The 14,766-nt window shown below is 69.2% G+C and carries 13 protein-coding genes; 4 read left to right on the top strand and 9 right to left on the bottom strand.

The genetic code is table 11. The features are described 5' to 3' along the window. Positions 1-217: 217 nt before the first annotated feature. Positions 218-805 (top strand): hypothetical protein, encoded by a 588-nt coding sequence (locus tag OG741_RS02415; protein ID WP_405594602.1) that lies wholly within the window; start codon positions 218-220, stop codon positions 803-805. 206 nt (positions 806-1,011) lie between these two features. Continuing rightward, entirely contained in the window at positions 1,012-1,308 is a 297-nt protein-coding gene (locus tag OG741_RS02410) for a hypothetical protein (RefSeq protein WP_405594599.1), read from the top strand. Between the two features lie 112 nt (positions 1,309-1,420). Here the strand turns inward: OG741_RS02410 and OG741_RS02405 are convergent, their stop codons facing one another. The 3 genes from OG741_RS02405 to OG741_RS02395 all read right to left on the bottom strand — a co-directional run bounded on the left by OG741_RS02405 (position 1,421) and on the right by OG741_RS02395 (position 4,850). Beyond that, a complete protein-coding gene (locus tag OG741_RS02405) occupies positions 1,421-1,807 on the bottom strand; it encodes a VOC family protein (RefSeq protein WP_405594596.1) in 387 nt (128 codons plus the stop codon). Continuing rightward, entirely contained in the window at positions 1,804-2,097 is a 294-nt protein-coding gene (locus tag OG741_RS02400; protein WP_266485955.1) for a helix-turn-helix transcriptional regulator, read from the bottom strand. The genes OG741_RS02405 and OG741_RS02400 overlap by 4 nt, the downstream gene beginning before the upstream one ends. Positions 2,098-2,300: 203 nt before the next feature. Then, complete coding sequence (locus OG741_RS02395) at positions 2,301-4,850, bottom strand: discoidin domain-containing protein (RefSeq protein WP_405594593.1); 2,550 nt, start codon at positions 4,848-4,850, stop codon at positions 2,301-2,303. Positions 4,851-6,270: 1,420 nt separating this feature from the next. Between OG741_RS02395 and OG741_RS02390 the strand changes: the two genes are divergently transcribed. Continuing rightward, positions 6,271-6,867: a hypothetical protein gene (locus tag OG741_RS02390; RefSeq protein WP_405594590.1), complete on the top strand. Its 597-nt coding sequence runs from the start codon at positions 6,271-6,273 to the stop codon at positions 6,865-6,867. 269 nt (positions 6,868-7,136) lie between these two features. Here OG741_RS02390 and OG741_RS02385 read toward each other — a convergent pair whose 3' ends face one another. The 6 genes from OG741_RS02385 to OG741_RS02360 are packed head-to-tail and all read right to left on the bottom strand — an operon-like array spanning position 7,137 to position 14,357. Then, positions 7,137-8,402: an ATP-grasp domain-containing protein gene (locus tag OG741_RS02385; protein WP_405594588.1), complete on the bottom strand. Its 1,266-nt coding sequence runs from the start codon at positions 8,400-8,402 to the stop codon at positions 7,137-7,139. Continuing rightward, the gene (locus tag OG741_RS02380; protein WP_405594586.1) at positions 8,395-10,005 is read right to left on the bottom strand and encodes a condensation domain-containing protein; all 1,611 of its coding nucleotides are present in this window, start codon (positions 10,003-10,005) and stop codon (positions 8,395-8,397) included. The genes OG741_RS02385 and OG741_RS02380 overlap by 8 nt, the downstream gene beginning before the upstream one ends. After that, a complete protein-coding gene (locus tag OG741_RS02375; RefSeq protein ID WP_405594584.1) occupies positions 9,995-10,759 on the bottom strand; it encodes a thioesterase II family protein in 765 nt (254 codons plus the stop codon). The genes OG741_RS02380 and OG741_RS02375 overlap by 11 nt, the downstream gene beginning before the upstream one ends. 40 nt (positions 10,760-10,799) lie before the next feature. Continuing rightward, positions 10,800-11,444 carry an FMN-binding negative transcriptional regulator gene (locus tag OG741_RS02370; protein WP_405594582.1) on the bottom strand — a complete coding sequence of 215 codons (645 nt, stop codon included), beginning with the start codon at positions 11,442-11,444 and terminating at the stop codon, positions 10,800-10,802. Between the two features lie 19 nt (positions 11,445-11,463). Continuing rightward, positions 11,464-12,822, bottom strand: coding sequence for a lysine N(6)-hydroxylase/L-ornithine N(5)-oxygenase family protein (locus tag OG741_RS02365; RefSeq protein ID WP_405594580.1), 1,359 nt, complete (start codon positions 12,820-12,822; stop codon positions 11,464-11,466). A 47-nt stretch (positions 12,823-12,869) separates the two neighbouring features. Continuing rightward, positions 12,870-14,357, bottom strand: coding sequence for a condensation domain-containing protein (locus OG741_RS02360; RefSeq protein ID WP_405594578.1), 1,488 nt, complete (start codon positions 14,355-14,357; stop codon positions 12,870-12,872). 156 nt (positions 14,358-14,513) lie between these two features. On the opposite strand from OG741_RS02360, the gene OG741_RS02355 reads away from it, so the two are divergent. Then, on the top strand, positions 14,514-14,717 hold the full coding sequence (locus OG741_RS02355) for an MbtH family protein (protein ID WP_405594576.1): 204 nt from the start codon (positions 14,514-14,516) through the stop codon (positions 14,715-14,717). Positions 14,718-14,766 lie beyond the last annotated feature (49 nt).

The following is a 14,766-nucleotide window of genomic DNA, read 5'->3' as shown; positions in this document are numbered from 1 at the left end:
ACGAGCCTCGGTTCACGGATCAGCAACCAACGTCTCTCTGTCTCTTGGCCCGGGGCCGGTCCAGAATGCTGACGGCCCGGGCGGGCCCCGGCCAGTGGCCCGCGCGGCCCGGCCAGGTGCGGGCCATCCGGGCGAGGCGCCGGGCACGTACGGCATGGTGCCCAGGGCCGCGGCGAGCCGCGGCGGATGCTGATGGCTCCCCGTGCAGGAGAGTCCCGTGAGTGATTCCAGTCCCCGAGTGATCCCGAGGCCGGCATCTGTTGTAGCGGGCGATGACGTTCCCGCTCCCGGGGTCATCGGCATCGGCCTCGCCGCGGTGCTGACGTTCGCCTTCGCCCAAGGCTCGTGGCAGTGGTTCGCCACGTTCATCGGCGTGACGCTCCTTGCGGTGATGGTCGCCTTCCAGCGACGGGCGCAGTGGACGCCGGACATCCGCTCGGCGTACGTGCGCGGCCTGGTCGCGTACGCGCTGGTCGTGGGCCTGTGCGTTGCGATCGCACTTGCGCCCCTGCTACAGCGCCGGGCCTGGTTGTTCCCCATGCCGGGCACGCGCAGCGAGTGCGGGCTGATGGGCAGGTACGAGGCACTCCAGGTGAGGTCCGCGCTGGGGAACCTGGCCGGCAGTGACGGTGCTGCCCTGGCGTTCGCGCAGGAGGTCCAGGCCCGCAAGGCCGTTGCCGAGTGCCTGGCGGCGACGACGACTCTGTGGCTGCCCCTGTACGGGCTGGGGGCGGCGCTGCTGGTGGGGGCGGCTGCGTATTTCCGCGACCGGGCCCGGGCCCAGGCCGGCCCCGTCGGCTACTGAGGTTTTCGGTCTGGGGTGATGTCATGGCGGCATCGCGATAAGTCCGGGGTCCATGTGGTGGACGCTGAGCGCGGCCAGGTCCACGGTGACAACGGCCGCGCTCCGCACCGAGGTCGTGAACATGGAATTCCTCGTGATCCCAGACGAGAGTGCCTGGTCGGCTTGCAGGGTGGCATGCCATGATCACGCCCTGAGGGGGACGAGCCGTGGGTGTCTACAGCGACCTGTTGGTCGGCCTGACTGCGCTGCTGATCGCTCTCTGTGGGGTGGCTGCACTCGGTTGGGGCTGGCTGCCGTCCTGGCGGCGTCGGCGCACCGTCCGCCCGCGCCTGTTCGGCTGGGCGCAGCTGACGAATGCTGCCGCGCTTGTCGTCCACCTGGTCGGTGGCTTGCTGATCCAGGACCCTTACGTTCGCTCCACAGTCAGCATGTCCGGCGCGTGGGTACTGGTGCTCGGCTGTCTGTTGAACGTGCAGGCAGAGCGCCCGGCGCGAAACTGCTAGAGCCACACGACATCCCGGGCAGTCATCCACCTGGGCGCCGCCGCTGCCCTGTTGATATGGCTCCGAACCTGACCTCGGACGGTAGATCGCGGCTGGCGCCTGCGCCGGGTCCCTACCTGCTGTGCACGATCTGGATCAGGTTGCCGCAGGTGTCGTCCAGAACCGCAGTGGTGACCGGGCCCATCTCCAGCGGCTCCTGGGTGAAGTGCACCCCGAGCTCGCGCAGCCGGTTGAACTCCGCCTGTACGTCGTCCACGGCGAAGGAGGTGGCCGGGATGCCGTCCTGGACCAGTGCCGTCTTGTACGGCTGCACCGCGGGATGGCCGGAGGGCTCAAGCAGCAGTTCCGTCCCGTCGGGATCTTCCGGCGAGACCACGGTCAGCCATCGGTCCTCGCCCAGCGGGACGTCGTGCTTCTTCACGAAGCCCAGCACGTCGGTATAGAAGCGCAGGGCTTTGTCCTGGTCATCGACGAAGACGCTGGACAGGTGGATCTTCATGGGGTGCTCTCCGGTGCTTCGGGCCTGAGCCACCGGGTCACGATGCGCTCAAGGGGTTCGGTGTTCAGATCGTGGAACTTGTAGCGGCCCTGGCGCCGGGAAAGGACCAGACCCGCGGATTCCAGTACGGCCAGATGCTGGCTGATCGCCTGGCGGGACAGCCCCAGACCGTGTTTGGTCACCAGCCGTGTGCAAATCTCGAACAGGGTCTGGCCGTCCCGTTCCACCAGCTCATCAAGGATGCGCCGACGGGTGGGGTCGGCCAGTGCCTTGAAGACATCTTCCGCCATGACCAACACCATAGGCAAGTGGTGACTTGCCTATCAAGTGAGGCGCCCTGTCGGCACCTGGTCCAGATGAAACTGCCTGGATGTTGGGCTGGTCCCGCTGGCCATTGCGGGGTGTTGTCACTTCCGGTCAGGTCGGAGTGGGCGGAGCAGTGCACGGGTGGACTATCGGGGTCTGCCCAAAGACGGGTGGTCGGTCTGGTGTGTCAGCCCAGGTTGAGGATCGTGGCTTTGCTGGGTACGCCTTGGGCGTTGAGTGCGAAGAGGAAGTAGGTGCCTGGCAGGGCGATGCCCGGATCGGCCGGCACGGTGACTTCGTACGTCCCGGTGTTTGTCTGGCGGGTGGTGAGCGGGACGCGGCGCTGGTCATTGTCGGTGGAGTGGGTCGCGGCGCCGGAGCGGACCAGGGTGAAGGAGGTGACGGCGGTGTCCGTGGTGATCGTGAGTTTCGTCCCGTTGGCTGCGTGAGCCGGGACGCCGCCGGTTATCTGGGGCCGGGTCCTCTCGGTGCCGTCACTGTTGAGGAGGTAGGGCGGGGTGAAGATCGCCCCGTCGGGGTGGTTGGTGGCGCAGGCTCCGCACAGGCCGCCGCCACCGCTGAATATGCGGCCGTCGGGCAGCAGGTTGGCGACGCTGTGGTAGTTGCGCGGCACGGCCATTGCTGCCATGCGGGTGAACCTGCCGGTCGCCGGGTCCCAGATCTCCGGGGTCATGGCCGAGGTCGCGTCGCTGAAGGGGACCGGGTAGGACTGGCCGCCGAAGACGGCGACCTTGCCGTCCGGCATCACGACGCTGTTGGCGAACGCACGGGCGTGAGCCAGGTCGCCGGTGCGGGCGCTGACCGGCTTACCGCCCCCGTTGAGGTCGACTGTGTAGGCGCGCCGGGTTGCTTTGACGTTCTCGTACGCGGTGGCGCCGCCCAGGGTGAGCAGCTTGCCGATGTCGTACGCGACGGCGTTGCCGTTCATCGCGTCCGGGCTGTCGGCGCGGGTGCCGGCCGCGGTGATGCTGCCGTTGCCGCTGGTGGAGATCCAGTTGATCTGCTTGCTGGGACCGAGCTGCAGCACGCGCCCGTTCGAGGTGGCGTGCAGCCACTGGTGGTTGTCGGCGCGGTAGGGGCCGCGCGGGTCGGCCGTCATGGTCGTGGTGACGGGGACGCCGTCGAGCTTGCGCCACGTGCCGCTGGCGGGGGACCAGACTTCACCGCCCTTGCCGCCGTTGCCGCCGCTCCAGGATCCGCCGAGGACGAAGGCGTCACCGGTGGACAGCAGCGTCATCGCCTGATAGCCGCGTGCGATGTTCATGTCCGCGGCCGAGGTCCACTCGCCGGTCGCCGGGTCGTACACGCTGGCGCGCTGTGCGTTGGAGCCGCCGGTGACCAGGACCCGGCCATCCTTGAGGATTGCTGTGCCGGGGCAGAACATGTCGTGCCCGGTGTTGTCCACCCGGCGCTGCGTGATGCGGCCGGTGGCCAGGTCCATGATCGCGGTTTGCGTATAGCCGTTGCTGCCGCCGAAGCGGTCGGCGCCGTACGCGGACCACGCGAGCATCTTGTTGCCCGGCAGGACCGCGGTGGCGACAGGGACCAGCGGGAAGCCCGTCACCTTGCCCCACAGGCCGTGGGCGGCCGGGTCGGCGGGAGCGCTGAGGCGGATCTCGGCCGCCGAGGACCACGGACCGCGGCTCCCCGCCTCGGTGGTCGCGGTCAGCCGGACGTAGCGGGCGGTGACGGTGCGCGTGAACGTGGCCCCTTTCGGGGTGTCGTCGTCCTTCCAGGTTCCGCTCGCCACCGGGGTGCTGAAGGAGGTGCCATTGGTGCTGGTGGTGACGGTGTAGGCGCCGATCCGGCCGTTGACGCCGGTGCGGCGCGGTTCGTAGGACAGGGCGGAGACGCGGCGGGCAGCTTTCATGTCGATGGTGATGCTGTGCGGCAACGGCGTGGCCGTGGGCGTCCACTTGCTGTGCCACAGGGTGTTGGGGTCGCCGTCCAGGGCGCGGGCGGGGCTGTGGTCGCCCTTCGCCGTCTCATGGTCGCTTGCGGTCGCGGTCCAGCCGTCGCGGGGCAGGTCGACCACGGCTGCGGTGGTGCCCGGATCGCCGAGCAGGTTGATCTCGGCGGCGCTGGTCCATGGGCCGCGGTTGCCGGCCTCGGTGGTCGCGGTCAGCCGGATGTAGCGGGCGCCTTTGGGTGCGAAGCTCAGGGTTTTGACGGTGTTGTCGTCGGCCAGGGTGCCGGTGGCCACCGCCTCCCCCCACGCGGTTCCCTCCGCGCTGAGGTGGATCGCGTACTCGCCGATCCGGCCGTTGATGCCGGTGGCTCGGGGCTGGTAGACGAGCGCGGAGACGACCACCGTCCTGTGCAGGTCGATGGTGATGGTGTGCGGCAACGGCGTGGCCGTGGGCGTCCACTGGCTGTGCCACAGGGTGTTGGGGTCGCCGTCCAGGGCGCGGGCGGGGCTGTGGTCGCCCTTCGCCGTCTCATGGTCGCTTGCGGTCGCCGTCCAGCCGTCGCGGGACAGGGTGGGCGCGGCGGGCTCCATCGCAACGGCGGGAGCAGCGTGGTGATGCGGCGCCGGCGGCGGGACCGTCGGATCAGCCGCCGGCAGCGCCTGCCCCGGCCCGGCGCTCGCACGGCCGCCGAAGACGAGGAGGGGGACGAGAGCCGCGAGGACAGCGGCCAGGGGCAGCAGAATCAGACCCCGGGATCTGAACCGGGACCACCGGCTCAGACACCACAGCGCGAAGCCACGGATCATGTCGTCGTCCCCCCACGGACAGGGCGTCGCCTTCCGCAGCCACGCCACGCGGGACCTGACCATGGCACTGGGCCGCACGCTTGTAAAGACTCCGGACATAGCTGACAGCCACGACGTAGTGGGCGGCAAACGGTGTGCGATGCGGGCAGGTTCAGCCCGTTCCGGGCCGCGATCCGAACCACCACTTTGAGGCGTTGCCGCTGGTGTGGAACGTGGACATGCGGGAGCCAGCCGGAAGCAGGGCCGCAGCTGCTGATGAGTCGGCCGGGCGTTGAGGGCGCCTGACATTGCGATGGAGAGCGCGGCCCACCTTTTCGCCCGGCCTAGACGGATCGGCGACCGTCACCGCCCGGGCGTCCTGCGTATGGGAGAGTGCCGGCTCCCATCCCGCTGCATGCGCAATGGGCCATCGGCCCTGCCGCTCCGTGCGGAGTGCGGCCCGCGGCGCACGCCAACGAATCCAGAGGACGGGGGCTGCGGCTGTGCCCCTCACCTCGTACTGGGCCGACACTTCGCCCTTGCCGTATTCGCGGCGGACCTCCGTCAGGTTCTTGCCTGAGGATTCCGACTCTGACTTCTCCCAGATGCCGGTGCCCGTCTTGACCGAGGCTGCACCGAATAGGCTGCCGGTTCCGGTGACGGAGTCCCGGTAGTTGCCGCAGACGGAGGACGAACGGAACGTTCCGTCCTCGGAGAGCACGAGGCTGTCACCCTGCGCGTCCTGCCAAGTGCCCACTACTTGGCCCTTTCGCGAGCACGAGCGGCGTGCCGTCCGGTATGGGTGGTGGGTTCACGTAGGGCCGAGGACCAGCAACATGAGCAGCGCCACAGGGGCAGCGACGATGAGCAGTACAGCACCCAGGCCAACGAGGATGCCGATGGCGACCGTCCGGCGGCGATTCGGTTTCTGGGACGCGGGGGACCGCGCCTTGTTGGGCGATCCGGTCGGTGTCTCGGTACCTGGCACGCGCTACCCCCGCTGGGTCGATCCGGGCTGCTGTCACCGGACAATGCCATCACGTACCCCTCAGCTTCGGCTGGCGCTGGGTAGCGGCTGCGCTTGACGGCAAGTCTGTCGTGGCGAGGTGTGGGTGGGTTGTTCGGCTCGTTGCTTTCTACGCGTCATGCCGTCGCTTCACTGGGGCCCGCTAGTCAGCCTTCGACTACTGTCATGGGGATACCTCATGCTCCCGGCACTGGCCAGCGCAGCACCAGTCGTCAGCAGGCTCGCAACTCCTGCCAGTCAATGATCTCTCGTGTCGGGGCTCCCGACGCTCGGCGAGCCACCGTCTGCACATCGGCCGGCCCGTATGCGCATGCCGAAGTTGTCTCGGTCGAGAGGGTTTTGAGTCCACAAGTTCACGTGTTGCCGAGCGGTGAGTAGAGTCCGGAATCATCACCCCCGCTTTGAGGAGCCATCGTGCCCGAATCGGACACCACCACCCTGAAGACCCAGTACGCGGCCAGGGTTGCCGCCGACCTGAATCAGAACGCGGACGAACAACAACGCATCCAGGCAGAGATCGAGGCTCTGCAAGCCCAACTGGCCTTGCTTGAGCAGGACCACGAACTCCTGGTCGGCATGCGCTCCGCCTTGGGCGGTGAGACGGCCGAGCCCAAGACGGTCCCTGCAGCTCGTCGGACCGTCAAGAAGCCGGGCTCGGCCACGGCGAACACCACGCGCACACCCTCCGCCAGGAAGGCATCAGTGAGTAAGACGGCCGCCAACAAGACCCCCGCCACGGGCCCGGCACAGAAGGGACCCACCCTCACGGACCTCGTGCATCAGCACCTGAGCGGTCAGACCGAGCCGCGCACCGCTGCCGAGATCGCAAAGGCTCTCGCCGAGGCGCAGCCTGAGCGCAACATCAACGACAACCTCGTGCGCACCACCACCGAAAGGCTCGTCGCCCGCAGTAAGGTCGTCCGGGCCAAGCAGGGCGCCACCGTGTTCTACACGACTGCCAAGAGCGCCGAGGACACCGCAGCACTCAAGCCCGCCGAGGCTACGGCCTGACCCGCACAGCGGTTCGCAACAGGCCCCGCCGCGCAGCTCCCCGCCGCCGACCTCAGATCCTTTGGCGACAGCCTGCCGTCCTACCTCTCCAGCATCAGCCCCGAGCTCCACGGCCTCCTGCACCAGGCCCTCGAGCCGGTGGCTGCCGATGAGGTGCTCGGCCGCGAACAGCCGCCACTGGCCTCCCCCCCCACCGGTCCGTCCAAGAGGTGCGGTTCGTCCTCTTCGACGAGCGGGTGCACACGTTGGGTGGACTCCGCAGAGCCGGGTTATCGGCCCCGTGTCCGCTGCGGAGACTCGGTCCAGGTCGTGGAGCCGTCGGTGAACTCGTAGCGGAGAAGGGGCAGGGCGCGGTCGAGGAGATCGACCATGGCTGGATGGTCAGGCGTGTCGCCGGTGAGGAGGTCCATGAAGACGCTGCCCACACCGCCAGGGAGGTTGTCGCCAGGGCGGAAGTAGGACCGGTAGCCGGTAATGCCCTTCAAGCGCCGGATCTCGTCGCCGCCGGACAGAGCGCGCAGTCGCCCGGAGCGGACCGGGGCCAGACCGTTGAACTGGAAGTACACCCGGCCGGGTGGTGGCGGGACGGGTGACGGGAGAGCGCCGAGGGCCAGAAGCGCGGCCGACCGGACGAGATCCACTCCGCAGGCACGGCGGGACAATTCGTTGAGGTGACCGCCGAGACGACCGTTGACCTCGATGATCCGGGGGCCGCCGGGAGTGAGCTTGACCTCCGTGTGGCAGATGCCAGTGGTCACGCCGAGAGCGGTGACCGCCCGTACCGCCAAGTCCGACACCGTCGCCTGATCCTCGTGGGGCAACGCGGCGGGCCAGAATTGTCCGGTCTCCCGGAAGGGCGGGGTCAGCGGGTGCTTGCCGGTCACCGCGAGCACCTTCGTCCCGTCCGGGCCGGTCGCGGTCTCGACAGACACGTAGTCGCCGAAGGGCCCGCTCGGCCGTCCCTGAAGGAGTTCCTCCACCACCCACGGGCCACCGTGGTCATCGAAGAGCCGTGACCGCACGCTTTCCGTCTCCGCCTGGTCGCGGACGGGGAAGGTCCCCCGGCTGCCCTGGCCGCGTGCCGGTTTCACCACCGCGGGCAGCCCGACGGTCTCCAGCGCCCGCTCCCAGGCAGCGGCGTCCGGTACCGGGTGGCACCGCACCGCGTCGACTCCGGCGGTGCGCAGCCGCTCCCGCTGCTGATATTTGTCCGTGAGGATCTCGGCCGCCTCGGGCGTGTGACAGGGCAGGCCGAGGGCGTGGGCGAGACCGGCCGTGACGCGCAGCAGGTTCTCGGAGAAAGTGAGCACCCCTGCCGGGGCGATCCGCCGTACGAGTACGGCATCACGTGCCGGGCTTCCCGTCAGCTGGACCACCCGGCCCAGCCGGGACAGGACCGGCCGCAGCTTGCGCACATGCGGTGAGTCGGGCAGCAGGAAAGCCACCGGGGCCAGTCCCCCCACGCCCACCGCGATCTCGGCCGGGGACACGGAGCCCACGTCGTACGCCACCGCGAGCGGTGCCGGTTCACCCATCGCTGGGCTCCGACCCGGCTGTGTGCACGTCCCGGGCCGCGGCGTGCAGGCCTTTGACGGCCAGAGCAACGTATGCCTCCACCTGCTCCTGGGTAACCAGGTCCGGGTCGAAGGAGATGAGCAGCCCGCTGCCGAAGCCGGGATAGTCCAGGGTGAAGTCGCAGGACAGCGGGTGGCTTGCCTTGTCTCGGTCCCACCACCCGTCGGCGGAGAGCGCCCCGAGCGCGGACAGTCGGCGGTAGACGTGGAAGTTGGTGAAGTTGAAGGCCGCGTCGAACGAGCGCCGCCCCAGGTTCTCCTCGATCAGCGCCAGCGGATGACGGTGGTGTGGTGCGGCGGCCGACTCCGCCTCCCACAGGGTCCGGGCCAGAACGGCCCAGGTTCCGGAGGCTGACGGCAGGCGCAGCGGAACGGTGTTGAGGAACAGTCCGACGACCCGGTCGGCGTCCGGTATCTCGGGGCGTCCGTTGACCACCACCCCGGTGACCACATCGGTAGTGCGTCCCCCCATCTGGCCCAGAGCCCAGCAGTGCACCGCCAGCAGCAGGCTCTTCAGCGGGACCCGGGCCTCGGCTGCTCGTGAGCGCAGCTCCGCGAACAGGCCGGGAGGCAGCACCGCGGCGCGCCGCCTGGATGCGTCGACCGGCCGGCCGTACCGCTCCCGGTCCAGCAGCGGCGGTACATCGCACTGGGCGCGCCAGAACGCGGCGGCCTCGGAGGAGTCGACGGCGGCCCGCTCCAGCCGGACGAACTCGGCGGCCGCGGCCGCGGGCGGCTCCGGCAGCCCGTGGCCGGTGCCCGTCAGCAGGGCGTCGTACAGCGTGAGCAGGTCTACGAGGACGGTAGCGAAGCTCCAGCCGTCCATGATCGCGTGATGGATCGCGACAGTCAGCCGGAACGTGTCGCCCGGCCCTGCGGCCACATGGCAGCGAAACAGTGGCGGGTGCTCCCAGTCCAGGGCGGTGGAGAGCTGCTTGTCCCGCCAGGCGGACACGGCCGCGTCGGCCGCCGCGACCGTATCCACCCGCTCGGTCTCCAGCGGCTCGACGACATCGCCCCAGAACAGCTGCATCGACTCCGAGTAGCCGCCCAGGTCGAAGGAGCTGCGCAAAGCTGGGTGACGTTCCATCAACTCCTGTAGTGCCGAACGGAAGAGGCCCTCGTCGTAGGGCGCCGCCACCCGGAGTCCGATCAGGTCGTGGTAGAGGCCCGGGTCCTCGGCCATCTCGCACTGGAAGATCAATCCCGTCTGGAGCGCCGACGCGGGCAGCGCGGCCAGCACCCCGGCGGGCATGGCCGCCTGGTCCTCGGGATCCACCAGGCCGCCTTCTGCGTGCGCACCGGCCTCGCCCGTCTCCTCCGGGTCCCGGCCGTCCGTGGCCGCTGAGCGCACATGTTCCACGAGCTCCTCGACCGACGGGTTCATCAGCAGGTCGATCAGGCGCAGCGGCATGCCCTGCGTCGTGGCCCGCGCCACCACCCGTACGGCGGTGAGGGAGTCCCCGCCAACCGCGTAGAAGTCGTCGTCCGGCTGGATCTGCTCGGAGCCGATCTCCTCACGGAAGATCGCGAGGAGTGCGCTGGTCGCCAGTTCAGGATCCATGGACCGGCTTCCTTCCTGCCAGAGATTCGGTGACGGCCTCCTGCACGGCCGCCAGGACAGCGTCGCGGTGCTGTCGCAGGTAGAAGTGGCCGCCCGGGAACATACGGATGCGGACAGGCGCGGTGAAGTGGTCCTGCCAGGCGGCCAGCCGGGACTCGGTCACGTCGTCCTCGGTGCCGCCCAGGGCGAGCAACGGCACGGACAGGCGGCCGAACGTCGGCACATAGTCGCGCAGGAGCCGCATGTCGGTGCGGATCGTCCCCAGGAAGAGCTCGCGCAGTTCGGGGTCCTCCAGCAGTCCGGCGGGGGTCCCGCCCATGTCCAGCACACGCCGCACCAGCCACTCGTCCTCGGACTCGTCGGGCTCGGGCCGTGCCTGATTCACCGGCGGCCGAGCCGAGACGACCAGCAACTCGGGCACCGGGTACCCGCCGTGTTCCAGCCAGGCGGTCACCTCGGCTGCGATCGCACCGCCCATGCTGTGTCCGAAGAGCACGAAGGGCTGCGGAGCCATGGCGGCGATCAGCTTTGCGACCAGGGAGACGAGTTCGGGCATCCGATCGATCCCGGGCATGCCGATCAGCTGCTCGCGCCCTGGCAGTTGGACGGGCTGGACGTCAAGCGTGGTGGAGGCCCTGACCCAGTCCCGGTAGGCCGAGGCACCCCCGCCCGCGTGCGGGAGGCAGAACATGGTGGCCCGGGCGCCCGGTAGTCGGTCGTCCCAGAAGGGCAGGAGGGGGTGAGCGGTCTTCATCGGCAGTGTCCTTGTCGGCGTGCGGTCTGGGGACCTGCGGTCAGGTGTAGTGCCGCATGGCGGCGGCGACGTCGCGCCCCGGTCCACTGTTCGAGCAGCCGAATGCGTCGGCCACGCGGTCGCGGATCTCGTTAGGCTTCTCCTGGCTGAGCTTGAACATCGCGTCGGCCTTCGTGACGTCGAGGCGGAAGGCGCCCACACCGGGCAGGATCCGCTCGAAGTACGGGACGGACGCGGTCATGTCCCAGCCGGTTCCGTGATCGCGTTCGTACGTCCGGACGGTCGCCCGGATCACGTCGAGGGTCTCGTCGGTACCGGTCAGAGGAGTGATCGTGCCGCGCACGTGCACGGCAACGAAGTTCCAGGTGGGGGCGGCGGGGCCGGCGTCGTAGACGGTGGGGGACACGTAGGCGCCCGGCCCCCGGAAGACCAGCAGGGCGCGAGGTGCCGAGGCAAGGGCGGCCCAGTGCGGGTTGCTCCGGTTCAGATGGCCGTGGAAGCGGATCCCCACCAGACCGGTGTCGCCGGTGCCCTGGCCGAGGGTGGATTCCACCGGGATGATCGGAAGGTGCGTGGCCAGTGGACCGTCGGGGCCATTGCTCACCAGTGTGGCCAGCGGATTGCCGCGGATCACGTCGAGCACCCAGGCGGGGTCCTTGGGTCGGTAGTCGTTGGGAACGTACATAGGGGGATTCCTTCCGCGCTCAGGGGCGGTGGGATGCGGCGAGCCGCCGTCCGGCGGCGATCGACTCGGTGATCTCCCAGGCCCGCCCGGAGATGTTCGACAGCAGAGAGGCGGAGATCCCGTGGGTGTGCTCCGTACCGCCCTGGAGATAGATGCCGGCCCGTACCCGGGGTGCCGTCTCCACGCGGTGGTCGCGGGCGACGCGCAGGGTGCCGGAGCTGGTCCGCTTGCACAGGTCACCAACCGGCCCCAGGGCGGCCGTCGGGTCCATCGGGTCGTAACCGGTCGCGAACACTGCCACGTCCACGGCGAGTTCCTCGGTACGGTCGGCCATCTCCCGGGTGATGCGCAGCAGTACGCCGTCCCGGGTCTCGGTCGCCTCCATGACCCGGCTCATCGGGAGCATCGTCAGACGGCGTCGGCCGCGCACCGACTCGCGGTACATGCGCCGGTACAGGTCATTGATCAGAGTCAGGTCCACGACCGCGTAGTTGGTGTTGGCGTGGTAGGCATAAAACTTGTCCTTCACACCGGGCGGGGAGTCGTAGAAGTCGTCCACTGCGTCCGGATCGAAGACCTGGTTGGCGAACGGCGAATCGTCGGCGGGGCTGTAGCCGTACTGCGGAACCACCCCCGTGACCTCGGCCCCGGGGTAGACGGAGTGCAGATGTGCGACGATTTCGGCCGCGCTCTGCCCGGCGCCCACCACCGCGAAGCGCCCGGGCTCCCGACCGTCCAGCCCGGCGAGCCGGTGCAGCAACTCGGAGCTGTGCCAGATCCGGTCCGAAGCGGTGATTCCCGGAGGCATCCGCGGCACCAGGCCGGTCGCAACCACGAGGTTACGGGTCCGCAGGGTGGTGGCGCGGCCGGTGGCCACCTCGCGGGCGGTCACGTCGAAGGCACGGACCTCGTCGCCGTCCTGGACGGGTGTGGCACCGACCACTTCGGTGCCGTACGTGACCATGTCGGTGAACTTGGCGGCGGCCCACTCCAGGTAGTCGTGGTACTCGAGCCGGGTAGGGAAGAAGTCTTTCTGGTTGATGAAGGAGACCAGCCGGCCTCGCTCGTGCAGATAGCTCAGGAAGCCGTACGGGCTGACTGGATTGCGCAGGGTTGCCAGGTCCTTCAGGAAGCTCACCTGCATGGTGGCGTCCTCGATGAGCATCCCCGGGTGCCAGCCGAAGCGCGGCTGGCGTTCGATGAAGGCCGTCTTCGCGTCCTCCCACGGAGTTTCGCGCAGCGCGACGGCGAGGGCGAGGTTGGCCGGGCCGAAGCCGACGCCCATGACGTCGTACGCCGCCTCGTCAGATGCGTCCTGCTCGCCCGGCCCTGCCGTATCCGTATGCCCCACGGTCCGTACCGCTCCCGCAGTTCCCACCGCAGCCTCCGTTCTTGCCTTGATCGATTTCCGAACCGTCCGGCGTGTCAACCGGTGCCGGCGCTCCAGTCGTCCAGCAGGGTGGCCAGTTGGCGCGCCGAGAAGATCGGCACGCGCGACAGCCGCATCCCCGGGTCGGCTGCCACCGCCGCCAGGAAGTTCGTGTAGTGCTCGGAGAACGCGTCCGCCGTCGCCGCCTCGAACAGGTCCTGCGCGTACAGCAGCCGTCCCGTGACCGTCCCGTCGGCCCGCTCGCTGAGGTGCATCTCGGCGTCGAAACGGGTCCGCACCCGGCCCTCGGCGAAGTACTCGGCGCTCACTCCCGTCAGGTCGAGGAGGTCCGCCGCGGTGCCGGTGCCGCTCGCGTCCAGGTCGAACCAGACCTGGACCAGTGGATTGCGGCTGAGGTCGCGGAGGGGGGACAGCTCCCGCACGATCCGGTCGAACGGCACGCTCTGGTGTGCGTGTGCTGAGAGCAGGGCCTCCCGCGCCCGGTCCACCATGGTGCCGAACGCCGGGTTGTCACCGAGCCTGACGCCGATCGGCAGGGAGTTGGCGAAGAACCCGATGAGTCCCTCGTATACGACCTTCGCCCGTCCGTTGACCGGGCAGCCAACCGCGAGGTCGGGCACGCCCGTGTAGCGCGACAGCAATCCCTGGAAGGCGGCCAGACAGGTCATGAAGAGGGAGGCACCGCGCTCGGCGGACAGCGTCCGCAGCCGGTCCGCGGTCTCCGCATCGATCAGGATTGCCGCCTCGCCCGCCCGGTAGGTCGGCTCCTTCGGCCGCTCGTGATCGGCGGGCAGCTCCAGTACAGGCGCCAGGCCGCGCAGCGTCTCCCGCCAGAAGCCGAGCTCCCGCTCGTACCCCGCTGTGTCCGTCAGCCCGCTCTGCCAGGCGGCGAAGTCCGCGTACTGGGTTTCGAGCGGGGGCAGTCCGGGTGTCTCGGCACCGGCCTCGCCCCGGTAGGCCGCGGAGACCTCACCCGCCAGGATCGCCAGGGACTCCCGGTCGAAGGCGATGTGGTGCACCACGATGCCCAGCACATGGTCGTCCGGCCCCAGCCGGGCCAGCCACACCCGCAGTGGGGCCTCGTCGTCGAGCCGGAACCGGTGGTCGGCCTCCTCTCCGGCGAGTCGCAGGGCGGCGTCGACCGGGGAGGGCGCCGAGCCGAGGTCGTGCCGCGCCACCAGCGTTTGCCTGTCGGCGGCATCGGCGTCCAGCACCCGCTGGAACGGCTCGTTGTCATTGTCGGTCGGGTAGCAGGTGCGCAGCACCTCGTGCCGCCGTACTACGAGCCGGACCGCGCGCTCCAGCGCCTCGGTGTCCAGCGGGCCGCGTAACCGGTAGGCGGTCGGCACGTTGTAGGCCAGGCTGCCCCGGCTGAGCTGGTGGATGAACCACAGCCGGCGCTGGGCCGGTGCGAGCGGCGGGCGCTCGGGTCGTGGGTCCGGTGCCTCCCGGGCGGGCGCCGCCAGCCCGGCCAGCCGCTGCTCCATGAGCACACGGGCGGCGTCAGAAAGATTTCCCGTCACGTTCCGCTCCACTTCCGCTCGGCAATTCGGCAAGCTGGACGCTACGCCACTCGAACAAGCGGTGCAAGAGATTTTATACCCCTCGACAATTATTCGCCCGGCTGACTACAATCGCTTGCTGGAGATGTCCGGCATGATTTGTTCTGGAGGTTTGAAATGGCCGACGACCGCGTCTACCAGGTTGTCGTCAACCACGAGGAGCAGTACTCGATCTGGGACTCCGAGATGGACGTCCCAGCAGGCTGGAGCCCTGTTGGAGTGTCCGGAAGCAGGGCGGAGTGCCTCGCTCACATCGACCGGACCTGGACCGATATCACCCCTCTGAGCGTGCGGACGAAGTATTCTCAGATGTCTTCCTGAGGCAGCTTTATGGCATTTCAAGGGCCGCCGCGGCACAATGCCGCGGCGG

Source organism: Streptomyces sp. NBC_01410 (assembly GCF_045040195.1).
In the GTDB taxonomy this organism is placed as follows: Bacteria; Actinomycetota; Actinomycetes; order Streptomycetales; family Streptomycetaceae; genus Streptomyces.
This window is presented reverse-complemented; position numbering and strand designations above follow the sequence as displayed.